20 protein-coding genes are annotated in these 26,459 nt (G+C 71.7%); 8 read left to right on the forward strand and 12 right to left on the reverse strand.

The window, feature by feature from the left end; translation table 11 throughout:
- Positions 1-98: 98 nt before the first annotated feature.
- Together dapA and thyX are read right to left on the reverse strand one after the other, a co-directional pair.
- Positions 99-998, reverse strand: coding sequence for a 4-hydroxy-tetrahydrodipicolinate synthase (dapA, locus tag ACRRSS_RS27295; protein ID WP_435973739.1), 900 nt, complete (start codon positions 996-998; stop codon positions 99-101).
- 179 nt (positions 999-1,177) lie between these two features.
- Positions 1,178-1,918, reverse strand: a complete 741-nt coding sequence (thyX, locus tag ACRRSS_RS27300) for an FAD-dependent thymidylate synthase (protein WP_435973740.1) — start codon at positions 1,916-1,918, stop codon at positions 1,178-1,180.
- A 154-nt stretch (positions 1,919-2,072) separates the two neighbouring features.
- On the opposite strand from thyX, the gene ACRRSS_RS27305 reads away from it, so the two are divergent.
- The gene (locus ACRRSS_RS27305) at positions 2,073-2,312 is read left to right on the forward strand and encodes a hypothetical protein (RefSeq protein WP_435973741.1); all 240 of its coding nucleotides are present in this window, start codon (positions 2,073-2,075) and stop codon (positions 2,310-2,312) included.
- 54 nt (positions 2,313-2,366) lie between these two features.
- Positions 2,367-2,927: a hypothetical protein gene (locus ACRRSS_RS27310; protein ID WP_435973742.1), complete on the forward strand. Its 561-nt coding sequence runs from the start codon at positions 2,367-2,369 to the stop codon at positions 2,925-2,927.
- Here the strand turns inward: ACRRSS_RS27310 and ACRRSS_RS27315 are convergent.
- From ACRRSS_RS27315 to eccD, 6 genes are all read right to left on the reverse strand, one after another.
- Positions 2,917-3,369, reverse strand: a complete 453-nt coding sequence (locus ACRRSS_RS27315; RefSeq protein ID WP_365786901.1) for a tetratricopeptide repeat protein — start codon at positions 3,367-3,369, stop codon at positions 2,917-2,919. The genes ACRRSS_RS27310 and ACRRSS_RS27315 overlap by 11 nt on opposite strands.
- A gap of 5 nt (positions 3,370-3,374) precedes the next feature.
- Positions 3,375-4,127 carry a 4-hydroxy-tetrahydrodipicolinate reductase gene (gene dapB, locus ACRRSS_RS27320; RefSeq protein WP_435973743.1) on the reverse strand — a complete coding sequence of 251 codons (753 nt, stop codon included), beginning with the start codon at positions 4,125-4,127 and terminating at the stop codon, positions 3,375-3,377.
- 27 nt (positions 4,128-4,154) lie between these two features.
- Entirely contained in the window at positions 4,155-5,534 is a 1,380-nt protein-coding gene (locus tag ACRRSS_RS27325; protein WP_435973744.1) for a M16 family metallopeptidase, read from the reverse strand.
- Positions 5,531-7,750, reverse strand: coding sequence for a polyribonucleotide nucleotidyltransferase (locus ACRRSS_RS27330; RefSeq protein ID WP_435973745.1), 2,220 nt, complete (start codon positions 7,748-7,750; stop codon positions 5,531-5,533). The genes ACRRSS_RS27325 and ACRRSS_RS27330 overlap by 4 nt, the downstream gene beginning before the upstream one ends.
- A gap of 277 nt (positions 7,751-8,027) precedes the next feature.
- Entirely contained in the window at positions 8,028-8,318 is a 291-nt protein-coding gene (gene rpsO, locus ACRRSS_RS27335; RefSeq protein WP_231071434.1) for a 30S ribosomal protein S15, read from the reverse strand.
- Positions 8,319-8,519: 201 nt separating this feature from the next.
- A complete protein-coding gene (eccD, locus tag ACRRSS_RS27340; RefSeq protein WP_435973746.1) occupies positions 8,520-9,998 on the reverse strand; it encodes a type VII secretion integral membrane protein EccD in 1,479 nt (492 codons plus the stop codon).
- 183 nt (positions 9,999-10,181) lie between these two features.
- Here eccD and eccCa point away from each other — a divergent pair, with 183 nt between their 5' ends.
- A complete protein-coding gene (gene eccCa / locus ACRRSS_RS27345; RefSeq protein WP_435973747.1) occupies positions 10,182-14,150 on the forward strand; it encodes a type VII secretion protein EccCa in 3,969 nt (1,322 codons plus the stop codon).
- Positions 14,151-14,331: 181 nt separating this feature from the next.
- Entirely contained in the window at positions 14,332-14,634 is a 303-nt protein-coding gene (locus ACRRSS_RS27350; RefSeq protein ID WP_435973748.1) for a DUF397 domain-containing protein, read from the forward strand.
- 77 nt (positions 14,635-14,711) lie between these two features.
- Here the strand turns inward: ACRRSS_RS27350 and ACRRSS_RS27355 are convergent, their stop codons facing one another.
- From ACRRSS_RS27355 to eccB, 4 genes are all read right to left on the reverse strand, one after another.
- Complete coding sequence (locus ACRRSS_RS27355; RefSeq protein ID WP_351909542.1) at positions 14,712-15,002, reverse strand: WXG100 family type VII secretion target; 291 nt, start codon at positions 15,000-15,002, stop codon at positions 14,712-14,714.
- A gap of 53 nt (positions 15,003-15,055) precedes the next feature.
- Positions 15,056-15,394 carry a WXG100 family type VII secretion target gene (locus ACRRSS_RS27360; protein WP_351909544.1) on the reverse strand — a complete coding sequence of 113 codons (339 nt, stop codon included), beginning with the start codon at positions 15,392-15,394 and terminating at the stop codon, positions 15,056-15,058.
- 190 nt (positions 15,395-15,584) lie between these two features.
- Positions 15,585-16,703 (reverse strand): type VII secretion-associated serine protease mycosin, encoded by a 1,119-nt coding sequence (gene mycP / locus ACRRSS_RS27365; protein ID WP_435975437.1) that lies wholly within the window; start codon positions 16,701-16,703, stop codon positions 15,585-15,587.
- 252 nt (positions 16,704-16,955) lie between these two features.
- A complete protein-coding gene (eccB, locus tag ACRRSS_RS27370) occupies positions 16,956-18,503 on the reverse strand; it encodes a type VII secretion protein EccB (RefSeq protein WP_435973749.1) in 1,548 nt (515 codons plus the stop codon).
- A gap of 190 nt (positions 18,504-18,693) precedes the next feature.
- On the opposite strand from eccB, the gene eccE reads away from it, so the two are divergent.
- From eccE to ACRRSS_RS27390, 4 genes are all read left to right on the forward strand, one after another.
- Positions 18,694-19,995, forward strand: coding sequence for a type VII secretion protein EccE (gene eccE, locus ACRRSS_RS27375; protein WP_435973750.1), 1,302 nt, complete (start codon positions 18,694-18,696; stop codon positions 19,993-19,995).
- Complete coding sequence (locus tag ACRRSS_RS27380; protein ID WP_435973751.1) at positions 19,995-20,792, forward strand: hypothetical protein; 798 nt, start codon at positions 19,995-19,997, stop codon at positions 20,790-20,792. Before eccE ends, ACRRSS_RS27380 begins: the two co-directional genes overlap by 1 nt.
- A gap of 227 nt (positions 20,793-21,019) precedes the next feature.
- Positions 21,020-24,424, forward strand: coding sequence for an SCO5717 family growth-regulating ATPase (locus tag ACRRSS_RS27385; RefSeq protein ID WP_435973752.1), 3,405 nt, complete (start codon positions 21,020-21,022; stop codon positions 24,422-24,424).
- 192 nt (positions 24,425-24,616) lie between these two features.
- The gene (locus ACRRSS_RS27390) at positions 24,617-26,458 is read left to right on the forward strand and encodes an ABC transporter substrate-binding protein (RefSeq protein WP_435975438.1); all 1,842 of its coding nucleotides are present in this window, start codon (positions 24,617-24,619) and stop codon (positions 26,456-26,458) included.
- Position 26,459 lies beyond the last annotated feature (1 nt).

Consider the following 26,459-nt stretch of genomic DNA (forward strand, 5'->3'; position numbering starts at 1 on the left):
AGACTCTCCTCACCACGCACGCCACGTACCTCTTGGCACGTGGCGCGCATGACATTCATGCACTTGCTGTTGTCAGTGTTCAGTTGTGAAGTCCGTTGTCAGAGCTCTACCCCGCCGGCGGCCAGGTCGACCTTGAGCTGTGCGGTCTCCTGGTCGGAGAGCTCGACGAGCGGCGGCCGCAGCGGGCCGGCCGGGAGGCCCTGGAGGGTGAGGGCGGCCTTGGTGGTCATGACGCCCTGGGTGCGGAACATGCCGGTGTAGACCGGGAGCAGCTTCTGGTGGATCTCGGTGGCCTTCTGGACCTCGCCGCCCAGGTGGGCGTCGATGAGGGCGCGGAGTTCCGGGGTGACGACGTGGCCGACGACGGAGACGAAGCCGCAGGCTCCGACGGAGAGCAGGGGCAGGTTGAGCATGTCGTCGCCGGAGTACCAGGCGAGGCCGGAGCGGGCGATGGCCCAGCTGGCGCGGCCCAGGTCGCCCTTGGCGTCCTTGTTGGCGACGATGCGCGGGTTCTCGGCGAGCCGGACGATCGTCTCGGTGTCGATCGGGACGCCACTGCGGCCGGGGATGTCGTAGAGCATCACCGGAAGCTCGGTGGCGTCGGCGATGGCCGAGAAGTGCCGGTACAGGCCCTCCTGCGGGGGCTTGTTGTAGTACGGCGTGACGGCGAGCAGGCCGTGCGCGCCGTCGCGCTCGGCGGTGCGTGCGAGCTCGATCGAGTGGTGGGTGTCGTTGGTGCCGATGCCGGCCACGATGTGGGCGCGGTCGCCGACCGCCTCCAGTACCGCTCGTACCAGCTCCGATTTCTCCGCGTCGCTGGTGGTGGGGGACTCGCCGGTGGTGCCGTTGACGACGAGGCCGTCGTTGCCTGCGTCCACCAGATGGGTGGCCAGTCGCTGGGCACCGTCGAGGTCGAGTGCGCCGTCCGCCGTGAAGGGCGTGACCATGGCGGTGAGGACCCGCCCGAAGGGGGTCTGCGGAGTGGAGATCGGAGCCATGGGTAACACGCTACTCGCTGCTCAGCGCCGGGTGTCCCCTAGGGGGACAGGAGAAAGGGAGCCCGGCGCTGTCTGCTCGGGGGTTCAGGCAGCGCCGGGGTCCGTTTGATCAGCCTAGATGAACTTCGTGAAACGTCGCAATACGGACACTTCACACGAGGTGTTCGGACATCTGTGCCCTACGGGGCCACACGGCCGTTCTTGTTGAACGCCGCGTGGGTCAGCGGCATCAGCCGGGCCCAGTGCTCTTCCATCCTCTCGCCGACCATCTCGATCTCCCGCTGCGGGAAGGACGGGACCGCGGCAAGCTCGTGCTGGGTGCGCAGGCCCAGGAAGTGCATGAGCGAGCGCGCGTTGCACGTGGCGTACATCGAGGAGAAGAGGCCGACGGGGAGGACCGAGCGGGCGACCTCGCGGGCGACGCCGCCGGCCAGCATCTCCTGGTAGGTGGCGTAGGCCGTCCGGTACGACTCCTCCATCGTGCGGCTCACCAGGTCGTGCTGCTCCTGGGTGCCGTCGACGAAGACGTACTTGCCGGGGCGGCCCTCCTGGACGAGCTTGCGGGAGGTGTCGGGGACGTAGAAGACCGGCTGGAGCTCCCTGTAGCGGCCCGATTCCTCGTTGTACGACCATCCGACGCGGTGCCGCATGAACTCGCGGAACACGAAGATCGGGGCGCTGATGAAGAACGTCATCGAGTTGTGCTCGAAGGGGCTACCGTGGCGGTCCCGCATCAGGTAGTTGATGAGCCCCTTCGAGCGCTCCGGGTCCTTCTGGAGCTCTTCGAGGGACTGCTCGCCCGCCGTGGAGACCCGGGCCGCCCAGAGGACGTCGGAGTCGGCCGCCGCGCTCTTGACCAGATCAACGGTGACGTCGCTCCGGAAGTCGATCTTCACGTTCTCGGTGGGGCTGTCGGTCACCAGCGGTCCTTCCAATCGGCTGTTGCAGTCGCCCACTCTAACGACGTCCTACCGGAGGATGAGATTCGGCTGCTTTGGTGAAATAGGGCACCAAAACCCCGGTTCCGTCGTCTGTACCTGTGAAGCACGACGACGACCGAGGAGAGTGGCTCTGATGTTCCGCCGGCGAGAGGCCGTACCGTTCGCGTTCGTCGCGGAGGCCGACCACTTCCGCAGTAACGTCACTCCGCCACCCCGGGAGCGCCCCGGCGCCTCGCAGATCGTGGGCCGTGCGCTGCTCGGCCTGACCGTCGCGGCCGGTCTCGTCGGTTCGCTGGTCTTCGGTATGCCGTCCCTGCAGTCGGGTGACTCCGCCACTCGTCAGCAGCAGTCCGAAGCCTCCGACAACCGCTGAGGTAGCCTCACCGGGCACTGCCCCTTCGAGCGTGCCTGTAAGTGAGGACCTGTCGTGCCCCTGCCCTTTCTGACGGCCGACCGTGCTTTTGACACGACCGACCACGTCGCCCTGCCGTTCGACGACCACGACCAGTGGCGTCGGCCGTACCGACCGGGGTCCTGGCGGGTCGGGGCGGCGGCGCTGGCGCTGCTGCTCGCCTCTTTCGTACTCCTCGCCGCGGTGGTCATCGCCGCCGCGGGAGCCTTCGGCGGCGCGGGTGCCACCCTGGGCCTCGCCCTGCTCGTCATCCTGGCCGCCCTGCGCATGCTGCGTATGGGCACCTGGGTCAGCCGCGCCGGAGTGCGCCGCGTGGCCTTCCTCTCCACCGTCACCGTGCCGTGGGCGAAGGTGACGGCCCTGCGGACCGTGCAGCAGCCGGTGCGCTGGCTGGGACTCCCCCGCACCGTCCAGGGTCAGGCCCTGGTGCTCGGCCGGCAGGGTGGTGAGCAGCTGGTGCTGCTCACCGACCACAACGCCGACTTCCTCTCCCGTGTCGAGGCCTTCGACCGGGCGGCCGACACGGTCGAGGCCTGGAACGCCGAGTACGGAGTGGCCCCGGCCGTCACACGCTGACCGGGCGCCCCTCGTGGAGGGCGATGGCCCGCTGCATCGCCTTACGGGCCCGGGGGGTGTCGCGGGCGTCGTGGTAGGCGACCGCGAGCCGGAACCAGCAGCGCCAGTCGTCCGGTGAGTCCTCCGTCTCGGCCTTGCGCCGGGCGAAGACCTCGTCGGCGGAGTCGCGGTCGATGCGGCCGCCCTCCGTGCGCTTCAGTTCGTCGACGGGCAGGCCGCCCTCCGCCTCCAGTTCGGTGGCGAGGCGGCCCGCCTGCCGCGCGAACCGGGTGTTCTTCCAGAGGAACCAGCCGCCGACTCCGGGCAGCAGGAACGCCACCGCGCCCATGCCCATGGCGGCCGGCTCGCCCGTGAGGAGCAGCAGGACGCCCTCCATGGCCACCACGCCGAAGACGAGCACCAGCACGGTGGCCAGGAAGACGTATGTGATCTTTCCGCCCATGGCCGTCAGCCCAGGTCCAGGAAGTGCTCCAGGCCGAAGGTGAGGCCCGGAGCGCTGGTCACACGGCGGGCGCCCAGGAGGATGCCCGGCATGAAACTGGAGTGGTGCAGGGAGTCGTGCCGGACGGTGAGGGTCTCGCCCTCGCCGCCCAGCAGTACCTCCTGGTGCGCGAGCAGGCCCCGGAGCCGTACCGCGTGGACGGGGACGCCGTCGACGTCCGCGCCGCGGGCGCCGGCCAGGGCCGTGGTGGTGGCGTCCGGCTGAGGGCCGAGGCCGGCGTCGGCGCGGGCCGCGGCGATCAGCTGGGCCGTCCGGGTGGCGGTGCCGGAGGGGGCGTCCACCTTGTTCGGGTGGTGCAGTTCGACGACCTCGACGGACTCGAAGTACGGGGCCGCGAGCTGGGCGAACCTCATGGTGAGGACCGCGCCGATGGAGAAGTTCGGAGCGATGAGGACGCCCGTCTCGGGGGAGGCGGCGAGCCAGGTCCGCAGCTGCGCGAGGCGCTCATCGGTCCAGCCGGTGGTGCCGACGACCGCGTGGATGCCGTGGCGCACGCAGAAGTCGAGGTTCTCCATGACCGAGGCGGGGGTGGTCAGCTCGACGACGACCTGGGCACCCGCCTCGGTGAGCGTCTCCAGCTTGTCCCCGCGGCCGAGGGCCGCGACCAGTTCCATGTCCTCGGCGGCCTCGACGGCCCTCACGGCCTCGGAGCCGATACGGCCCCGGGCACCGAGGACCGCCACGCGCAGCTTGCTCATTGCTCTGCATTCCTTAGGGCTAGGTGGTCAGGAGACGGCCTGGTGCAGACGGTCGGCCTGCTTGTCCTTCAGTGGGCCGATCACCGCCAGCGAGGGCCGCTGGGCCAGTACATCGCGGGCGACCTCCCGGACCTCGTCCGGGGTGACGGCGGCGATCCGGTCCAGCATGTCGTCCACCGACATCTGGGTGCCCCAGCACAGCTCGCTCTTGCCGATGCGGTTCATCAGCGCGCCGGTGTCCTCCAGGCCGAGGACGGTCGATCCGGAGAGCTGGCCGACGGCGCGGGCGATCTCGTCGTCCGTGAGGCCGTCGGCGGCGACCTTGGCGAGCTCGTCGCGGCAGATCCTCAGTACGTCGTGGACCTGGCCGGGCCGGCAGCCCGCGTACACCCCGAAGAGGCCGCAGTCGGCGAAGCCCGAGGTGTACGAGTACACGCTGTAGGCCAGGCCGCGCTTCTCGCGGACCTCCTGGAAGAGGCGGGAGGACATGCCGCCGCCGAGGGCGGTGTTGAGCACGCCGAGGGCCCAGCGGCGCTCGTCGGTGCGGGCGAGGCCCGGCATGCCGAGGACCACGTGGGCCTGCTCGGTCTTGCGGTTCAGGAGCTCGACGCGGCCCGCCGCGCGCAGGGTGCGCAGGCCGTCGCGGGGGGCGACGGGGACGGCGTCGGTACGGGTGAGGGCGCCGGCCTTCTCGAAGGCGCGGCGGACCTGGCGTACCACCGTGGCGTGGTCGACGTTGCCCGCGGCGGCGACGACCAGGTGGGTCGGGTCGTAGTGCTTCTTGTAGAAGCGCGCGATCTGGCCGCGGCTGAGGGCGTTGACCGTGTCGACGGTGCCGAGGACCGGACGGCCCAGCGGGGTGTCGCCGAACATGGTCTGCGCGAACAACTCGTGGACGACGTCACCGGGGTCGTCCTCGGTCATCGCGATCTCTTCGAGGATGACACCGCGCTCGGCGTCCACGTCCTCGTCGAGGATGAGCGAGCCGGTGAGCATGTCGCAGACGACGTCGATCGCCAGCGGCAGGTCGGTGTCGAGGACCCGGGCGTAGTAGCAGGTGTACTCCTTCGCCGTGAAGGCGTTCATCTCGCCGCCGACCGCGTCGATCGCGGCGGAGATGTCGAGGGCGGACCGCTGGTGGGTGCCCTTGAAGAGGAGGTGCTCCAGGTAGTGGGTCGCGCCGTTGAGCGACGGGGTCTCGTCGCGGGATCCGACGTGCGCCCAGATGCCGAAGGTGGCGGAGCGTACGGAGGGGAGCGTCTCGGTGACGATCCGGAGGCCGCCGGGGAGGGTCGTGCGGCGGACCGTGCCGATGCCGTCCTTGCCCGGGAGAAGCGTTTGGGTACGGGCGACGGCCCGCCCCTCCGAAGAGGGGCGGGCCGTCGTCACGGAACTACGGGACGTCACTGGTCGGTGTCGCCCTTGTCGTCGGCGGCGCCGTCCTCGTCCGCGATCACGGGGATCAGGGAGAGCTTGCCGCGCTGGTCGATCTCGGCGATCTCGACCTGGACCTTGGAGCCGATCGCGAGCACGTCCTCGACGTTCTCCACGCGCTTGCCACCGGCGAGCTTGCGGATCTGCGAGATGTGCAGCAGGCCGTCCTTGCCGGGCATGAGGGAGACGAAGGCACCGAAGGTGGTGGTCTTGACGACCGTACCCAGGTAACGCTCGCCGACCTCCGGCATGGTCGGGTTGGCGATCGCGTTGATCGTGGCGCGGGCGGCCTCGGCCTGCGAGCCCTGCTGGGCACCGATGTAGATGGTGCCGTCGTCCTCGATCGTGATGTCGGCGCCGGTGTCCTCCTGGATCTGGTTGATCATCTTGCCCTTGGGGCCGATGACCTCACCGATCTTGTCCACCGGGATCTTGACGGTGATGATGCGCGGCGCGTTCGGGGACATCTCGTCCGGAACGTCGATCGCCTCGTTCATCACGTCGAGGATGTGCAGACGCGCGTCACGGGCCTGCTTCAGCGCGGCGGCCAGGACCGAGGCGGGGATGCCGTCGAGCTTGGTGTCGAGCTGGAGGGCGGTCACGAACTGCTTCGTGCCGGCGACCTTGAAGTCCATGTCGCCGAACGCGTCCTCGGCACCGAGGATGTCGGTGAGGGCGACGTAGTGCGTCTGGCCGTCGATCTCCTCGGAGATCAGACCCATGGCGATACCGGCGACGGCGGCCTTCAGCGGCACACCGGCGTTCAGCAGCGACATGGTGGAGGCGCAGACCGAGCCCATCGACGTCGAACCGTTGGAGCCGAGGGCCTCGGACACCTGACGGATCGCGTAGGGGAACTCCTCGCGCGTCGGCAGCACCGGCACGATGGCGCGCTCGGCGAGCGCGCCGTGGCCGATCTCACGGCGCTTGGGCGAGCCCACGCGGCCGGTCTCGCCGACGGAGTACGGCGGGAAGTTGTAGTTGTGCATGTAGCGCTTGCGGGTCACCGGGGAGAGGGTGTCCAGCTGCTGCTCCATGCGGAGCATGTTGAGGGTGGTGACGCCCAGGATCTGGGTCTCGCCACGCTCGAACAGCGCCGAGCCGTGTACGCGCGGGATGGCCTCGACCTCGGCCGCGAGCGTACGGATGTCCGTGAGGCCACGGCCGTCGATGCGGACCTTGTCCTTGATGACGCGCTCGCGGACCAGCTTCTTGGTCAGCGCGCGGTAGGCGCCCGAGATCTCCTTCTCGCGGCCCTCGAAGGCCGGGAGGAGCTTCTCGGCGGCGAGCTCCTTGATGCGGTCGAGCTCGGTCTCGCGCTCCTGCTTGCCGGCGATGGTGAGCGCCTTGGTGAGCTCACCCTTGACGGCGGCGGTGAGCGCCTCCAGGACGTCGTCCTGGTAGTCCAGGAAGACCGGGAACTCGCCGGTGGGCTTGGCGGCCTTGGCGGCGAGGTCCGACTGGGCCTTGCAGAGCGCCTTGATGAAGGGCTTCGCGGCCTCGAGACCGGCGGCGACGACCTCCTCGGTCGGCGCCTCGGCGCCGCCCTTGACGAGCTCGATGGTCTTCTCGGTGGCCTCGGCCTCGACCATCATGATCGCGACGTCGCCGTCCTCGAGGACGCGACCGGCGACGACCATGTCGAAGACGGCGTCCTCGAGCTCGGTGTGCGTCGGGAACGCGACCCACTGGCCCTTGATCAGGGCGACACGGGTGCCGCCGATCGGGCCGGAGAAGGGCAGGCCGGCCAGCTGCGTGGAGCAGGAGGCGGCGTTGATCGCGACCACGTCGTACAGGTGGTCGGGGTTGAGCGCCATGATCGTCTCGACGATCTGGATCTCGTTGCGCAGGCCCTTCTTGAAGGAGGGGCGCAGCGGCCGGTCGATCAGACGGCAGGTGAGGATCGCGTCCTCGGAGGGGCGGCCCTCCCGGCGGAAGAAGGAGCCGGGGATCTTGCCGGCCGCGTACATCCGCTCCTCGACGTCCACCGTGAGGGGGAAGAAGTCGAGCTGGTCCTTGGGGCGCTTCGAGGCGGTGGTCGCCGAGAGGACCATCGTGTCGTCGTCCAGGTAGGCGACGGCGGAGCCGGCGGCCTGCTTGGCGAGGCGGCCGGTCTCGAAGCGGATGGTGCGGGTGCCGAAGGTGCCGTTGTCGATGACGGCCTCGGCGTAGTGGGTCTCGTTCTCCACTAGTGGTTTCTCCTACGTGTTCGTCTTTGCGTCCGGGGCCCGTGTGGCCGGGGACGGTGGCGACGGCGGCGGAGGAGCGCCTCGGGTGCGGGCCGGTCTTCGATCGAAGCACCCGGTGATTCGTCCGGGGGCCACTACCGAGGACCGGCGGCTGGCCGGCGGCTCCTCGCTCGTCGTATGGGGTTGTGCGACCAGACTAAGCCGGTGCGCACACTTTGTGCACGTACGGCAAAGGGAGCGGCCCCCTGAAAGTGGGAACCGCTCCCTCAACGGCGTCTTACTTGGCACCGCCGGCCGCACCGCGGCGGATGCCGAGGCGGTCGACCAGGGTACGGAAGCGCGCGATGTCCTTCTTGGCCAGGTACTGCAGCAGGCGGCGGCGCTGGCCGACCAGGATCAGCAGACCACGGCGGGAGTGGTGGTCGTGCTTGTGCTGCTTGAGGTGCTCGGTCAGGTCCGAGATGCGGCGGGACAGCATCGCCACCTGGACCTCGGGGGAGCCGGTGTCGCCCTCCTTGGTGCCGAACTCGGTCATGATCTGCTTCTTGACAGCGGCGTCGAGAGCCACGCGGATCTCCTCTTGGTGTTCGTGCGCCCGCGAGTGCCCCTGGTCTAGGTCTCAGGGGAAGCTTCCGTGACTCGACGGGCGAAGGTCCGATGGGCGCAGCTTCCAGAGGCTTCGAGGGCTTCCGGGAGCGCGTACACAAACGGCCGTAACACAGCGTACCAGCTCGCCGGAGCGCCCCCGGTTCTCTTTTCCACTCGCCGGCTACTTGCTGGTGAGGGAGCGGACCGCCGTGAAGACGTCGAGGACGGCGAGGCAGAGCGGGACGAGGGAGAGCAGGACGAAGCCCTCGGCCAGGTCGAGGAGACGGCCCCAGAACGGGGACAGGCCCTTCCTCGGGATGATCAGGCCGATGGCGGTGATCAGCGCGGCTCCGGCGGCGACGGCCGCGGTGAGCCAGATCGTACGGATGTCCAGGCCGCCCCGGTCCCCGTACACGAGGAGTTCCTTGACGAGGTCGGCCGGCGGGTTGAGGGAGAGGCCGAGGACGAGCAGCGCGACGGCGGCGATGCCGGCGACGAGGACACAGGCGACCTGCGAGGTGTAGCGGAAGAGGCGGGCGCGCAGCAGCATCGCCAGGCCGGCGGCGAGGGCGAGGAGCTGGCCCCAGACGTTGCCGGCGAAGCCGAGCACGGCGGCGGAGCCGACGACGACGGCCGCGCAGCCGCCGACCAGGCCGAGGAGCATCTCGTGGCCGCGGCGGCTCTGGAGCGCGATGCGCTCGCCGTCGACGGGCTGGGCCTCCTCGCCGGCCTGCTGCTGCGGGTCGCCGAGGAACTCGTCCTCGGCGGCGCTGCGCGGGGCGGCGTAGCCGATGGGGAGCCGGGCGAAGCGGGCGGAGAGGCCGGGCAGGAAGGCGACGAGGCCGATGGCGACGGGGGCGCAGACGGCGGCCGTCTCGGTGGCGGAGCTCTCGGTGAGGATCGCCACGAAGGTGGCGAGGGTGCCGACGGCGGAGAGGAAGGTGGCGGCGACGAAGGGCGCGTCGCCGCTGGGGGTGAGCGCCACGAGGGCCACCGAGGCGACGAGGACGGTGACGCAGCCGAGCAGGAACTGCAGGCGGCCGGGGCCCTGGCCGGCGTCGGCGGCGACGATGCCGGAGCCGGCGATGAGCAGCAGCGGCAGGGCGCCGAGGCCGAGGGCGACGGCGGTGGCCCGGTCGCCGTACACGCGGGCGCGCACTCCGGCGAAGGCGGTCAGGAGGAGTCCCGCGGCGCCCGCGATGATCCCGGGCAGGCTGTGCATGTCGTGGCGGACCGGGTCGGCGAACCAGAGGACGAAGCCCATGAGGACGAGGAGCAGGACACCGCCGATGAGTCCGGCGCCGCGCAGCAGTTCGTCGCTCCACAGGTGCCGGTCGCGGGTGACGGCGGAGGCGACGGCGTCGGACACGTCGTCGTAGACGGCCGGCGGCAGGGACTGGGCGAAGGGGCGCAGGGACAGCACCTCGCCGTCGAGGACCTGCTGGGCGGCGAGGGTGCGGGCGCCGTCGAGGACCGATCCGTCGCGGCGGACGAGGTGGTATCCCGTGGGGGTGCCGGCCGCCTGGGTCTGCCCGGTGAGCCGCAGGATCTCCGGGTAGACGTCGGCGACGGCGATGTCCTCGGGGAGCGCGACGTCGATGCGGCTGTCCGGCGCCACGACGGTGACGCGGCAGAAACCGGTCGCTGCGGTCGTACTCACGTGTCTGGACCCCCTGATTCGCGGTTGCGCACGATGCGCGCGCCACCCTACCGGGGACGGCCGGTGGGGGCTGCAAGTAGGATCGCCGTCCCATGGGGGAAGTCCGTGCGCTCGGCTGCCGACAGGGGTGCCGTGCGGATGCTCCCGCCACGAGCCCGCCTCCAACGAGGGATTGATGCGCCGGTGAGCCAGATCGTCGTCAAACGCCCGCCGAGGTCTCTTCCGCCGGAAGTGCCCGGTGAGGAACTGGTCCTGGAGTCTCCGCCGGAACTTCCGCGGGGGCAGCAGGAGTCGGCGTTGATGCAGCTCCTGCCGATGCTCGGCATGGGCTCCTCGGTCGTGTTCTTCTTCATGACGCCCTCGCCGATCATGCGGATCATGGGTGTGCTGATGCTGGCGTCGACGGTCGCGATGGCCATCGCACAGTTCGTCAGATTTCGTCGCGGTACGCAGGGGCAAATGGCCGATGTCCGCCGCGACTACCTCAAATACCTCGCGCAGACCCGGCGTACGGTCCGGCGCACCGCGCGCAAGCAGCGGGACGCGCAGCTGTATCTGCACCCCTCCCCCGAGCAGTTGTGGTCGGTGGTGGCGGAGGGCTCCCGGGTGTGGGAGCGACGGGTCGGCGACCATGACTTCGGGCAGGCGCGGATAGGGCTCGGGGCACAGCAGCTGGCGACGCCCCTGGTGGCTCCGGACACGGCTCCGGTGGACGAGCTGGAGCCGCTGTGCGCGGGTGCGATGCAGCAGTTCCTCGCGGTGCACGGCACCCTGGACGGGCTGCCGATGGCGGTCTCGATGCGGGCGTTCTACCACGTGACGGTGTCGGGCGACCCGGAGTCGGCGCAGGCCGCCGCCCGCGCTCTGGTGGCGCAGCTGGTGACGCTGCACTCCCCCGACGACCTGATGCTGGCCGTGGTGGCTGCCCGTCCCGCGCAGGAGCGCTGGGACTGGACGAAGTGGCTGCCGCACACCCAGGTGCCGGGGCAGGTCGACGGGGCCGGTACGAAGCGGCTGTTCGGCGACGACCTCGGTGAGCTGGAGGGGCTGATCCGGTCGCGGCTGGACGGGCGGCCGCGGTTCTCCCGGGAGAACCAGCCGGTGCTCGACCAGCCGCACGTGGTCGTGGTCCTCGACTCCGACTCCACCCGTGGTGGTCTGGTGCCGCCGGACTCGCTGCTCGCGGCGGCCGAGGGCCTGCAGGGCGTGACGATCGTGGAGGTGGTCTCCGGCGACCTCGACGAGCCGCGCGGCGGTCTCTCCGTGGTGGTGCGCCCCGGCCGGCTGCGTCTGGAGTCGGGGGGCGGCTTCGCGTACGAGGGGCTGCCCGACGGCATCTCGCTGCCCGCGGCGGAGGCGCTGGCCCGGCAGCTGGCGCCGCTGCGGATGGGCGGCGGGGACGACGACGAGCCGCTGCTCGCCAACCTGGACTTCACGGATCTGCTGAACCTGGGCGACGCGGGCTCGGTGGACGTGGCCCGCACCTGGCGGCCTCGGTCTGTGGCCGAGCGGCTCCGGGTGCCGATCGGTGTCGGCGAGGACGGCCAGCCGGTCATGCTGGACCTGAAGGAGGCCGCGCAGGAGGGCATGGGTCCGCACGGTCTGTGCGTGGGCGCCACGGGTTCCGGAAAGTCGGAGCTGCTGCGGACGCTGGTGCTGGGCCTCGCGGTGACGCACTCCTCGGAGACGCTGAACTTCGTCCTCGCGGACTTCAAGGGCGGCGCGACCTTCGCGGGCATGTCGCAGATGCCGCACGTGGCGGCGGTCATCACCAACCTGTCGGACGACCTGACGCTCGTCGACCGCATGGGCGACGCGATCCGCGGTGAACTGCAGCGCCGTCAGGAGCTGCTGCGTTCGGCGGGCAACTACGCCAACATCCACGACTACGAGAAGGCGCGGGCGGCGGGTGCCCCGCTGGAGCCGCTGGCCTCGCTGGTCCTCGTGATCGACGAGTTCTCCGAACTCCTCACCGCCAAGCCGGACTTCATCGACATGTTCATCCAGATCGGCCGTATCGGCCGTTCGCTGGGTGTGCACCTGCTGCTCGCCTCGCAGCGCCTGGAGGAGGGCAAGCTGCGCGGTCTCGACACGTACCTCTCGTACCGGATCGGTCTGCGGACCTTCTCGGCGGCGGAGTCGCGGACGGCGATCGGCGTGCCGGACGCCTACCACCTGCCCTCGGTGCCGGGTTCGGGCTACCTGAAGTTCGGTACGGACGAGATGACCCGGTTCAAGGCGGCGTACGTCTCGGGCACGTACCGCACGGGCGGGCCGCGCCTGGAGATCGGGCAGCTGCCCGTGGAGCGGCGTCCCGCGCTGTTCACGGCGGCGCCGGTGCCGGTGGTGTACGCGGCGCCGGACCCGGCGTACCTCACGGCGCGGCGGGCCGAGGAGGACGACGCGCTCGCGGACACCGTCCTCGACGTGATCGTGCGCCGGCTGGAGGGCCAGGGCGTGCCGGCGCACCAGGTGTGGCTGCCTCCGCTCGACCAGGCGCCCTCGCTCGACCAGTTGCTTCCGGGGCTCGCGCAGACGGCGGACCGGGGGCTCACGGCGACGGAGTACACGCGCCAGGGCGGACTCACGGTGCCGCTCGGCCTCATCGACAAGCCGTTCGAGCAGCGGCGCGAGGTGCTGTACCGGGACTTCTCGGGCGCTGCCGGTCACATGATGGTGGTCGGCGGTCCGCAGTCCGGCAAGTCGACCATCATGCGGACGCTGATCTCGTCGTTCGCGCTCACCCACACCCCGGCCGAGGTGCAGTTCTACTGCCTGGACTTCGGCGGCGGCGGCATGATCTCGCTGGCCGACCTGCCGCACGTCGGCGGGGTGGCGTCCCGGCTCGACCCGGAGCGGGTGCGCCGGACGGTCGCCGAGGTGATGGGCGTACTGAACCGGCGGGAGGAGTTCTTCCGTTCGCACTCGATCGACTCGATGGCGACCTACCGGCGCAAGCGGGCCGCGGGCGACCTGCCCGGCGAAGCCTGGGGCGACGTCTTCCTGGTCGTGGACGGCTGGGGCGGCTTCCGCAACGACTACGACATGCTGGAGCCGATCGTCGCCGACATCGCGGCGCGCGGTCTGGGCTACGGCATCCACGTGGTGATCACCGCGGCCCGGTACATGGAGGTGCGGGCGGCGCTCAAGGACCAGATGCTGGGCCGGCTGGAGCTGCGGCTCGGTGACGTCATGGACTCCGAGTTCGACCGCAAGGTCGCGGCGAACGTGCCGACGGGGGTCCCGGGGCGCGGCCAGGTGCCGGAGAAACTGCACTTCATGGGGGCGCTGCCGCGGATCGACGGATCGAGCTCGGCCGTCGACCTGTCGGAGGGAACGTCGGCGTTCGTGCAGGCGGTGAAGGCGAGCTGGACCGGTACGCCGGCGCCCGCGGTGCGGCTGCTGCCGCGCAAGCTGCCGGCGGAGCGGCTGCCGAAGGGCTTCGAGTACCCGCAGCACGGCATCGCGATCGGTATCGACGAGACGAACCTGGAGCCGGTGTTCGTCGACTTCGAGTCGGACCCCTTCTTCCTGGTCTTCGGCGAGAGCGAGTCCGGCAAGACGGCGCTGCTGCGGCTCATCGCCAAGCAGCTGTGCGAGCGGTACACGCCGGAGCAGGCGCGGATCGTGGTCGGTGACTACCGGCGGACGATGCTGGAGGCGGTGGCCCCCTCGCACCTCCTGGAGTACGCGCCGATGGCCTCCGCCATGCAGATGCACATGGACGCGATCAACACGGTGATGACGAAGCGGGCGCCGAAGCCCGACATCACTCCGCAGCAGCTGCGGGACCGCAGCTGGTGGTCGGGTCCGCAACTCTTCGTCCTGGTCGACGACTTCGAGCTGGTGGCCACCAACTCGGGCAACCCGCTGTCGGTCCTGGTGGAGAACCTGCCGTTCGCCCGGGACGTCGGCATCCGGTTCATCGTGGCGCGCAGCGCGGCGGGGGCCTCCCGGGCGATGTACGAGCCGTTCATGCAGCGCATGAAGGAGCTGGGCGCGCAGGGCGTGCTGCTCTCCGGCGATCCGCAGGAGGGCGACATCCTCGGCAACGTCCGGGCGCGGCCGATGCCGCCGGGCCGGGGCACGTTCGTGTCGCGGAAGCGGGGAGCGCCGCTGGTGCAGCTGGGCTGGCTGCCGGAACAGCACTGACCGGAACAGCACTGAGCGGACGGAGTGCCGCTGACCGGACGGAGTGCCGCTGACCGGAACGGCGCGGTCGGAACGGCGTGGTCGGGACGGCGTGGTCGGGCCCGGGGATTCCCGCCGATCGGGTACGGCGGTCCCACTACTGTGGGAGGGACCGCCGTACCACCGCGAAGGGACCGCGCCGATGACCGACGCCCACGTCGACAGCACCGCCGGAAGCACCGCCGACAGCACCGCCGACAGCGCCCTGGCCGCCGAGAAGGAGCGCCAGAAGGAGGAGCTGTACGCGCTCGACCTCTCCGGCGTCGAGTGGGAGGGCGCTCCGGGGACGAGCCCGGACGAGGAGCGGGTGGAGATCGCCCGGCTCCCCGAGGGGGCGGTGGCGATGCGTTCGTCCCTCGACAAGGCGACGGTGCTGCGTTACACGAAGGCCGAGTGGGACGCGTTCGTCCTCGGGGCCCGGGACGGCGAGTTCGACCTGCGCTGAGGTTCCGGCCGGGCCGGGACGCGTGTGAGGGGGTGGCCCGTCGGACGGGCCACCCCCTCACACGCGTACGCGAGGTCTCACATCATGCGGAACCGGGCCGCGTTGCCCTTGTCGGTGTCCTGGTAGCCGACGACCGACTGGTCCAGGAGCAGCGCGAGGCGCGCCAGGTCCTGGTTCATGCCGGCCATGTCGCGGGTCAGGCGGTCCTGGCTCTCGCGGTAGGCGACCTTCGCTTCACCTTCCCAGTTGGAGGCGACGCGGTTGACCTCGGCCATGAGGTCCTCGAGCTTCTGGCTGAGCGTGCTGGCGGTGAGGCGGACGTCGGCCGCCGCCTGCGTCACGGTGTCGTAATTGACCGCAGTGGTCATGGTGATGACTCCTGGAGTGAGAGTGGCGCGGAGGGCTGGTCGGTACGGACGGCTCAGGCCATGCCGAGGATGGCGCTCTGGCCACCGCTGGTGTCGTCCATCTGACGGAAGGACCGGATGCGGTCCTCCTCCTCCTGCGTGAACCCGTCGGCGCTCATGCGCATGATCTCCTCGAGCTTCACGAGCTCGACACGCATGTTGCGCAGGCGCTGGTTCAGGTCGTTCTGGACCCGGTCGTACTCCTTGCTCGCAGCGCCCTGCCAGCCCGCCTGGATGCGGTCCACCACGCCGTTGAGGGAGGTGATGCGGGCCTGGATCTCGTCGTGGAAGTCCTGGATCCGGCCGGCGAGCTTGACTTGTTCGGCACTGGTTACGTTCAGGTCTTTCGACATCTTGCCCCTTCTTCCTTCGGCGGCGTCGACGGCTGGGCCGTCGGGCCGTCCGGTCGTGATGCGGACGGGAATCTTCTGATGCCGCCCCCGTGCTGGGATCGCACTGCCGTGCGCCCAGCGGTCACTTTAGCCATTGGCGGCGGCAGTTCCAACTGCAAAGGAGGGTCCGGATACTTGACCGCCGCGCGGCTCAACGGGCCCCCCTTCGACGGCGGCTGTCGCGGATCACGACGGCGCTTCCGGCGACCACGGCCACCAGGACGACGCCGATCCCCAACGTGTAGGTGGCGAGCCGTTCGGAGCGCTCCTGGGGCGTCTCCGACAGCGCCAGTCGGGCCGGCTCGGGGGCCTGCGCCCTGGGCGGTCCCGGGTCGGCCGTGGGCGAGGCGGGCGGGGTCCCCGGGGTGTCGGCGAGCGCCCGGACCGGGTCGACCACCCCCCACCCGACGTGGTTGTCGCGGCCGTTGACGGAGCGGACGGCGGTCTGCTCGATCCGGGCGACGATCTGGGCGGAGCTCCAGTCCTTGTGCTTGGCGCGCAGCAGGGCGGCGACGCCGGCCACGTACGGGGCGGAGAAGCTGGTGCCGTTGTCGACGCACTGGCCGCCGCCGGGGACGGTGGAGACGATGTCGACGCCGGGGGCGGCGACGCCCACGAAGGTGCCGGACTGGGAGAACGCGGCACGCTCGTTGTTCCGGTCGGAGGAGGCGACGGCGAGGACGCCGGGGAAGGCGGCCGGGTAGGTCGTCTTGAGGGCGCCGTCCATGCCGTCGTTGCCGGCGGAGGCGACGACGACGATCTTCTTCGCGATCGCGCGGGCCACCGCCTTCGCCATGTCCGACTCGGGGCCGAGCGGCTGGGTGGTGTCCTGCGAGATGTTGATGACGTGGGCGCCCTTGGCGATGGCGTGGTCGATCGCCAGGGCCATGGTGTCGGACTTGCCGCTGTTCTTCTCGTCGTTCTGCCGGATCGGGATGATCGTCGCCTCGGGGGCGAGGCCGACGAAGCCGGTCCCCGGGCGGGGGCGGGCCGCGATGATGCCGGCGACCTTGGTGCCGTGGCCGACGTCGTCGACGGTGCCGTCGGTCTTGCCGCGCTTCTCGTCACCGAAGCCGGGGTTCTTCTTGTCGGGCTTGAGGTAGTCCTTGCCCGCCTTGGCGTCGACGGCGGTCCGCAGTTGCGGGTTGATGTCGTCGACGCCCGTGTCGATGACGGCGACCCGGACGCCCTTGCCCCTGGTGTCCTGCCACAGCTCGTCGAGGAGGACCCGCTGGAGCGGCCAGGGGGTGCCCTCAATCTGCTTCTTCATCGGGAAGGTGCACTCACCGCTGCCGTCGAGGACCGGGCCCGGGGGGCGCGGCACGGCGGCCGCGGCGGGGGCCGCGAGCAGGGTGGTGAGGGCGCCGGCGGCGAGCAGGGCCGCCGCCGTGCGGTGGCCCGCCGCGCGGAGACCGGTCGTGCGGAGGCCGGTCGAGTGGTGGCCGGTCGAGTGGTGGCCGGTCGAGTGGTGGCCGGTCGTCTGGTGGTCCGTCGTGCGGTACGTCGTCACCGGTGCCACCCCCTAGGAACCCTGCGGCTGACGCGCGCTGTTGGTGTCGAGTCGCGGGCCCTTCGACAGGAACTCCGACCATTCGATCGGGACGAGGACCGGCGTGACCTTCTCGTACCCGAGACGCTTCTGGGCGTCACTGGGTTCCGGGCGTCCGTCGGTCGCCTTCTCCTTGTCCCCGGTGCCGATGTCGGAGCGGGCGGAGTCGCTGTCGCCGTTGGCCTGCACCGCGTAGCGGAGGCCGGTGTCGGTGACGAGGAAGAGCGAGCCGTCGGGGGTCTTCTGGTTGCCCTGGATCTGGGTGTACAGCAGGCCGGTGCCGGGGGTGACGTACGTGCTGGTGCCGCCGGCGGTGATGTCGGCGGGGTACTTGGTGCCGGCCCAGGTGGTGAGGGTCGTCCCGCCCTTCTCGTCGACGCCGGTGAGGACGCTGCACACGGTGTCGCGGGCGCCCGCGCCGGTGGCGGCGTTGACCTGGGTGGACTTCTGCACCGGCCACTTCACGCCGGCGTGGAAGACGGTGGGGTCGGGGACGAAGGAGGAGGCGTCGACGGTGGTGGCCCTGCCGTCCATGTCGAGGACGCCGGTCTGCGGGGAGTTGATGAGCAGCCAGGCGGTGAACGGGGTGACCGGCTGGACCTTCCCGGCGAGGACGACGTAGTGCTGGGGCCCGGAACCGGTCTGGGCGAGCAGGACCATGCCGATGCGGTTCTCGGTGCCGTTCAGGGTGTTGCCGGGGATGCCGGCGTTCTCGCCGACCTTCCCATCGAGGGAGGGGAAGTCCACCGGGTCGCCGGTCTTGAGGGTGGCGAGCCAGTCGTCGGTGACGGCCTGGGGCTCCTTGCCGAGGCCGACGAGGGCGGTGAGCAGCCCGGGGATCTCGGCCTTCACCGGGTACTTGGTGCCGGTGTGGTCGACGAGGAACTGGGCGGCGCCCTTCTGCCCCTTGACGTACAGGATCTGCCCGTCCTTGAGCCGGCCCGCGCCCTCGGTGCGCTTGAGGTCCCGCTCGGCGAAGAGGAAGGTCGCCTTCTGGACGCTGGTGCCCGATCCGCCGCCGGGCTGCTCGCAGACCGCCCAGCGCTTGGACCTGCCCGCGTCGTCCGCGGCGGGCAGCCGGTCGGGGGCGTACGGGATGCCGAGGATCGGGCCGCGCGGCGGCTTGCCCTCGTCGAGCTTCTTGTCGGCGACCTGGACGACCTGGAACTGGTCGGGGTTGAGCAGGAGCCGCGCGGAGGCGAGGTTGAGGACCGGGTGGAGCAGGGTCTTCGCGTCCTTGCCCTTGCCGGTCTGCAGGACCACGTACCGGGTGGTCGACTGCTTCCCGACGATGACCCGGGTTCCCGGGGTGTCCCAGCCCTTGGGTGCCTGGGGGCTGAACATGCCCCAGGCGCCGAAGCCGGCGACGACGAGCGCGGCGACGATCAGCCCGGGGACGACCGCGCGCAGCGGCTTCGGCGCCCCCTCCTCCGTGCCGGAGGGCGAGGGTTGGAGGAATGCCGCCACCGTGCGCTTCTTCGCAAAGGTGTACGCGTTGAGCTCGTCCCGCCGCGATGCCATGAGTCCCCAATTCTCGTCAGGCGCGATCTTCGCGCGGGAGCCGGGGAGGTGACACCCGGGCCCCGGCCGTCGGACCGGCCCCCTACTATGCCTGCTGTCCCGTGGGGTGCGTGGGGCGGGTAGGGTGATCCGGCCGCCAAAGCCCTGGCGGGCCAGGGTGATCGGGATGAATTGAGGGGGATTCTCCATCATGGCTTCCGCGACGCGGACGCGGCCCGCCGCGGCCACCGCCTCCGAACCCCCGTCCACGGGACCTGTTTCCTCGGTCTCGCCGAGACTGCGGGCACGCCCCGGACACTTCGGTTCGTTCCAGTTGCAACAGTTCGTACTGATCGAGGTGGCGGCGGCTCTGCTGGTCGTGGCCTGGGTCGTCGAGCGGATGCTCCTGGTGCCCGCCGGTGTGGTCGCCGTCGTGCTCGTCCTGCTGGCGGTCGTCCGCCGGCACCACCGCTCCCTGCCCGAGTGGCTGGGCACCTTCCTCGCGCTGCGGGCCCGCACCCGCCGGGCGTCCTCGTTCACGGTGCCGGAGAACACCGAGCCGGGGCTCGCCCCGGTCGTGGAGTGCGACCCGGCGCTGCGGACCTACGCGTACAGCGACCGTGACCGGCGGCCGGTCGGCATGGTCGGCGACGGCACGTTCCTGACCGCCGTCCTGCGGGTCGAGTCGGACGGTACGGCGCTGCGCCCGGACCGCGCGGCACGACCGCTGCCCGTCGGGCTGGTCCGGGACGTGCTCAGCGTGGACGGCATCCGGCTGGAGTCGGCGCAGATCGTCCAGCACACCCAGCCCGCGCCCGCCCCGCACCTGCCGCCGCAGTCGATGGCCGCCCGCAACTACGGCCCGCTCCAGGCGCAGACGGGTTCGCCCGCCGTGCGCATCACCTGGATCGCGCTCAAGCTCGACCCCGAACTCTGCCCCGAGGCGGTCGCCGCCCGCGGCGGCGGTCTGGCGGGCGCGCAGAAGTGCGTGGTGCGGGCGGCGGACCAGCTGGCGAGCCGGCTCGCGGGGGCCGGGTTCCGGGCCGACGTCCTGACGGAGCAGGAGCTCGTCTCGGCGCTCGCCACCTCGACCTGCGCGAGCCCGATGGCGATAGCGCAGGCGGGCCGGGGGCAGGCGCAGGGGCGCCGGACCCAGGAGACCGCGCGGACCTGGCGGGTGGACGACCGCCGGCACACGACGTACTGGGTGGGGCGCTGGCCCCAGCTGGGCGGTCAGGGCGGCCCCGGGGCCTCGATGCCTCAGCTGGTGGCCCTGCTGACCTCGCTGCCCGCGCTCGCGACGACGTTCAGCCTGACGCTGAGCGGCGGGGACCGGCAGGAGGTGACGGTGACCGGACACGTACGGATCACCGGGCGCAGCGACGAGGAGCTGGTGGCCGCGCGCCACGAACTGGAGCGCGCGGCACGTGGGGTGCGGACGGGCCTGGTGCGACTCGACCGTGAACAGGTGCCCGGCATCCTGGCGACGCTTCCGCTGGGGGGTGCGCGCTGATGTCCACCTCCTCCTTCGGTACGCCGTCCCGCTCCGGCGGTTCCCACCGCTCCGCCTCCCGGGGTGCGGACTCCCGGGGTACGGGGCGGGGCACGCGGCCCCGGTTCGGTTTCGGGCTCGTCGGTCCGCGCCGCGAGCGGCACTCCGTCCCCCTCGACCAACTCGACGCGCTGGCGCTGCCGGTCGGTGACGACGGCATGGTGATCGGCGTCGACGCCGAGAGCCGGCCCGCCGTGCTCGGCATCAACCGGCCCGTGCCGTACGACATCACGCTCATCGGCGGTCTGTGGACCGCGCAGGTGCTGGCCCTCCGGGCGGCCGCGACGGGCGCCCGGGTGGCGGTCGAGACCGGCCGCGCGCAGGCGTGGACGGCCCTCGCGCAGGCCGCGGGCGGCGGACAGCCGTGCATCTCGCTGCACGACGTGGGCCGGGTGCCGCCGCAGGGCGCGTCGGCGGGCAGTCCCGTGGTCGTCGTCCGCGACTGCGGCATGCGGCCGCCGCGCGGCCGGGTCGTGTCGGCGCCCTGGCAGTCGGTGGTGACGCTGCTGCCGTATCTGAGCCCGGTCGCGCCCCGGCTCCTGGAGAAGTCCTCGCTGGTCGGCGTCCAGCGGGTATCCCCCGACGAGGCCGCCCAGATCGGCCGGATCATGAGCCTGCCGCGTCACGAGTACGAGGCGCTGTCCACGCTCGCGGACGGGGTGACCCTCTGGTGCACGCCGAGCGACCGCCAGTTCGTGATGACCCAGGCGACCGACGCCGAGACCGGATTGTTGGGCGGCGCGCGGCGGATGGACTGAACGCCGACCGAGCGGCGCGAAGTTGTACAAGTACGTCCGTTTTCACATCGTTTTGAACGGTCGGGGTTCTCACTCTGCGGCGCGGCCGGGTCACTTGGGGACCGGACCGGTTCGCGGGGAGGGGCGCGGGGGGCCGTCGGGCCTGCCCGGGGGTTGCCCGCGCCGATTAGGGTGGAAGAGCCCCGCCCACAACGGCACAAGGGTGCTCGACCACACCAGGAGGCAAAGTGAACGGCGATCGCGACGAGATCCACGGGGGTTGGAATCCACCCGCCGACGATCAGTCCGACGCGGATCCCGCCGAGATGACGGGTGAGTTCACCATCGACTACACCCCGCCCGCCTGGTACACGCAGAACGCGTCGGGCGGTGCGGGGGCGGGCGGTGCCACTCCCCCGCCGCCGAGCGGCGCGCCCCTTCCCGTCCCGGGCCTCCCGGCGGGCAGCGGCTTCGAGCCGAGCTGGAACGCGGGGGCTCCGCAGGCGGATGCGGCCCCGGTGGCCGCGGCTCCGGCCGCCGGGCCCTCGGTGCCTCCGGCGGGTGCGGCTCCCGTGGCTGTACCGCCGGCCGTCGCGCCTCCGGTCGCCACCCCTCCGACTGCCACGCCTCCCGTCGCCATGCCTTCGGTCGCCGGGGGTCCCGTCGGTGCGCCTCCGGTCGGTGCGCCTCAGGTGTCCGGCGCGCCGGCCGGTGTGCCTCCCGTCGGGACGCCCCCGGTCGCCGCGGCCGATCCCTCGGTGCCGGGTTCCTTCCCTCCGCCCGCCCCGCTGCCGGGCACCCCGGCGCCGACGCACGCGCCCGAGCCGACCGCGCCCCCGGCGCCGTTCGGGGGCGGGGACATCGAGAGCGGCGCGACCATGCGCTTCTCCCCCGCCGCTCTCCAGCGCGAGATCGCCGAGCGCACGGCGGAGGCCTCCGCCACCGCGACGACGCCCGACCCCGCCGAAGGCGCGCCCACCGCGGACCCCGTCCAGGACGCGTCCGCCGCCACCGCTCCGGCCGGGTCCTCCGCCGAGCAGACCGCCGGGGCCGCCGGGGCCGCCGACGACGTGGCCGTCCACCCCGCCGAGGGCGCGGACGACGGCCACGGGTCGGCGCGGGCCGAGGCAGCCGCCACGGAGCCGGGCGCGGGGAACGGCGAGAACACCGCCCCCGAGGACGCCGCGGAGACACGCGACGAGGCAGCGGCCGAGCCGGCCGACGCCCCGGTGGGTGCGGACTCCCGGGACACCGGGGCGGACTCCGGGACGGTCACCGACGCCGCTGCCACCGGGGTCTCCGGCGACGCCGTGGGACCTGATGTCCCCCCGGCCGCCCCGGAGCCCGTCGCTCCCGCGCCGCTCCCGCCGGCCGACGCGCCCCAGGGCCTCGGCCCCGGCGCGGCTCCCGGTCCGTTCCCGGGTGCCGCTCCCGGTCCGTTCCCCGCGGGCGGGCCGCAGCCGGGGACCGGTCTGCCGCCGCTGCCCCCGTCCTTCCAGCCGGCCGCGCCCGGGCCCGCCCAGCAGTGGCCCGCGCAGTCGGCTCCGGGCGCCCAGCCGGTGCCCCAGGCCGCGCCGTTGCCACCCGCCGCCGCCTGGCCCGGCGCTCCCGCCGCGCCCGGTTCAGTCCCGCCGCAGGCACAGCCGCCGCAGCAGCCCGGTGCCTACGGGTACCCGCAGGCCCAGCCGCAGCAGCAGGCCCCGCCGCAGCCGCCCGGCTCCTACGGCTACCCGCAGGAGCCCCAGGCTCAGCAGGCGCCCCAGGGCGCCCAGCCTCCCGCGTCGCAGGGCGGCTACGGCTTCCCGCACCCCGGCACGCCTCCGCAGCAGGCCGGTTACGGCTACCCGCCGGGGGCACCTCCCGGGCCGCAGGGCCCAGGGGGTCAGCCCGGCGTCCCCGGTGGAGTGCCGCCGCAGGCCCAGGGGCCGGGCGGGTACGGCTACCCGCACCCCGCCGCCGTACCCCCGCAGGCGCCGGCCCCCCAGCCGCCGCAGGGCGCGCAGCCGCCCGTCGACCCGCGGACCGGGGCCGCCTGGCCCTCGCCCGTGACGCACGATCAGCGGGAGCGGTCCGTGCCGGGCGCCCCGCTCGGCTACAACGCGGCCGTCGAGCTCTCCTCCGACCGCCTCCTGCGCAACAACAAGCAGAAGCCGAAGTCGAGCCGGACCCCGGGCGGCGCCGCCGCGCGGTTCAAGCTCGGCGGGAAGAAGGAGGAGGCGGAGCGGCAGCGCAAGCTGGAGCTGATCCGTACGCCGGTCCTCTCCTGCTACCGGATCGCGGTCATCTCGCTCAAGGGCGGTGTCGGCAAGACCACGACGACGACGGCGCTGGGCGCGACCCTGGCGACCGAGCGGCAGGACAAGATCCTGGCGATCGACGCCAACCCGGACGCCGGCACGCTGGGCCGCCGGGTACGGCGCGAGACCGGGGCGACCATCCGCGACCTCGTGCAGGCGATCCCGTACCTCCACTCGTACATGGACATCCGCCGGTTCACCTCGCAGGCGCCGTCGGGTCTGGAGATCCTCGCCAACGACGTGGACCCGGCCGTCTCGACGACCTTCAACGACGAGGACTACCGACGGGCGATCGACGTCCTGGGGAAGCAGTACCCGATCATCCTCACGGACTCGGGCACGGGTCTGCTGTACAGCGCGATGCGCGGGGTGCTCGACCTCGCCGATCAGCTGATCATCATCTCCACGCCCTCCGTGGACGGCGCGTCCAGCGCGTCGACGACGCTGGACTGGCTCTCCGCGCACGGCTACGCGGACCTGGTGCAGCGCTCCATCACCGTCATCTCCGGGGTCCGCGAGACCGGCAAGATGATCAAGGTCGAGGACATCGTGCAGCACTTCCAGACCCGCTGCCGCGGTGTCGTAGTGGTGCCCTTCGACGAGCACCTGTCGGCCGGTGCCGAGGTGGACCTCGACATGATGCGGCCGAAGACCCGGGAGGCGTACTTCCACCTCTCGGCGATGGTGGCCGAGGACTTCTCCCGGGCGCAGCAGGCCCAGGGGCTCTGGACGGGCGACGGCCAGGGCGCGATGCCGCCGCACATGGCCCCGCCGATGCCGGGCCATCAGATGCCCGGTCAGCCGATGCCGGGTCAGCCCGTGCCGGGGCAGTTCGCGCCCGGACAGCCCGTACCGGGTCAGCCCTACGGGGCCCAGCCCGCGCCCGGACAGCCGTACGGAGCCCAGCCCGCGCCGGGTCAGCCCGGGCCCGGACAGCCGGCCCCCGGACAGCCGTACCCGCCGCAGCAGCCCTACGGACAGCAGCCGGCGCCGGGGCAGCCCTACGGACAGCAGCCCGCGCCCGGACAGTCGTACGGCGCGCAGCCGGTGCCGGGGCAGCCCGCCCCCGGTCAGCCCGCGCCGGGCCGGCCGATGCCCGGACAGCCGTACGGAGCCCAGCCCGCGCCGGGTCAGCCGTACGGAGCACCGCCGGCGCCCGGACAGCCGTACGGCGCGCCTCCCGGTCAGCCCGGGATGCCCCAGGGCTGGCAGCAGCCGCAGCAGGGACAGCCGCTTCCCCCGCAGGCGGATCCGCAGGATCAGGGTCAGGGGTACGACCGGGAGCAGGGCCAGGTCCCGCCGTCCGACTGGCCCCCGCAGCAGCCTCCGCAGGCGCCGCCAGCCCCTCAGCAGTAGGGCGTCACAGGAGTAGACCAATGAGGCCCCGTACCGGTTCACCGGTACGGGGCCTCAGGGCATTCCCGCAGCCCACACGGGGTTTGAGGGATCGTTGACGACGGCAGACCACCGCTGATACACCTTCGCTTCACCCATCGTCACCCCAAGATCCACGACAGATCCCCCGACGCGAGGTCACGTCCCATGGTCATGGTCACGAAGGCTCCACCCCGTTCCGCCCCCGCCGCCCACCGAGCGCTCCGGCTGCTGCTCGCCTCCGCTGTCACCGCCGTCTCCCTCGTGGCCGTCCCCGGTACCGCCGCCGCGGAGGACGACAAGGCCGCCGGGAACACGCTCACCGTCGCCGTCTCGCAGAGCATCGACTCCCTGAGCCCGTTCCTCGCCCAGAAGCTCACCTCGACCAGCATCCACCGGCTGGCCTACGAGTACCTCACCAACTACGACGCGAAGGACGCCCGCCCCGTCCCGGGGCTGGCGACCGCGTGGACCTCCTCGCCGGACAAGCTGACGTGGACGTACACCATCCGCGAGGACTCGAACTGGTCCGACGGGAAGCAGGCCACCGCCGAGGACGCGGCCTGGACCTTCAACAAGATGATGACCGACCCCGACGCCGCCACCGCCAACGGCAGCTTCACGGCCAACTTCGCCGAGGTCACCGCCCCCGACCCGCGGACGCTCGTCATCCGGCTGAAGAAGCCGCAGGCGACCATGACGGCGCTCGACGTGCCGATCGTGCCGAAGCACGTCTGGGAGAAGGTCGGCGACTTCTCCAAGTTCAACAACGACAAGCAGTTCCCGATCGTGGGCAACGGCCCGTTCGTCATCACGGACTACAAGGTCGACCAGTACATCAGGCTCAAGCCGAACAAGACGTTCTGGCGGGGCGCGCCCAAGTTCGACGAGCTGGTCTTCAAGTACTACAAGGACGGTGACGCGGCCGTCGCCGCCCTCCAGAAGGGCGAGGTGTCCTTCGTACCGAACCTGACGCCCGCCCAGGCCGCCGCGCTGGGGACGCAGAAGAACATCAAGGTCAACGACGCGCCCGGCCGCCGCTTCTACGCCCTGGCCACCAACCCGGGCGCCAAGGCGCAGGACGGCAAGGGCTTCGGCAACGGCCACAAGGCGCTCCTCGACCCCGCCGTCCGCAAGGCGCTCTTCCTCTCGGTCGACCGCGCCACCCTCGTCGACAAGGTCTTCCAGGGCCACGCGGTCGAGGGCGAGGGGTACATCCCGCCCCGCTTCGGCTCGTACTTCTGGAAGCCGCAGGACGCGCAGAAGCGGACGTACGACCCCGTCCAGGCCGACAAGCTCCTCACCTCGGCCGGGTACCGGAAGAACGCCGAGGGCAAGCGGCTCGGCAAGGACGGCAGGCCGCTGGACCTCCGGATCCTCTGTCACGCCACCGACCCGAACGACAAGGCGGTCGGCAAGTACCTCCAGGAGTGGTGGGGCGAGCTGGGCATCGGCCTGAAGGTCGAGTGTCTGGACAGCGTCTCCGACCCCTGGGTCAAGGGCGACTACGACCTCGCCTTCGACGGCTGGTCGGTCAACCCCGACCCGGACTACGTCCTGTCGATCCACACCTGCGGCACGCTCCCCGAGACGCCGAAGGACTCCGGGGCCACCGACAACTTCATCTGCGACAAGGAGTTCGACGACCTCTACGCGCAGCAGTCGGTGGAGTACGACGCCGCCAAGCGGGCGGATCTGGTGAAGCGGATGCAGTCCCGGCTGTACGACACGGGGTACATGAACATCATGGCCTACCCGAACGCCCTGGAGGCGTACCGCACGGACCAGATCGCGTCCATCACGACCATGCCCGAGGCAGCCGGGAACCTGTGGGGCCAGGACGGCTACTGGAGCTGGTGGTCGGCCGTTCCCGCCGCACCGGCGTCCGGGGACTCCGGCGGAGGCGGCTCGTCGACCGGAGTGATCGTCGGGATCGGCGCGGCCGTGGTGGTCGTGGCCGGCCTCGGCATCCTCCTCGGACTGCGCCGCCGCTCCACCGCCGACGACCGCGAGTAGT

Source organism: Streptomyces sp. Qhu_M48 (assembly GCF_051305195.1).
GTDB lineage: Bacteria > Actinomycetota > Actinomycetes > Streptomycetales > Streptomycetaceae > Streptomyces.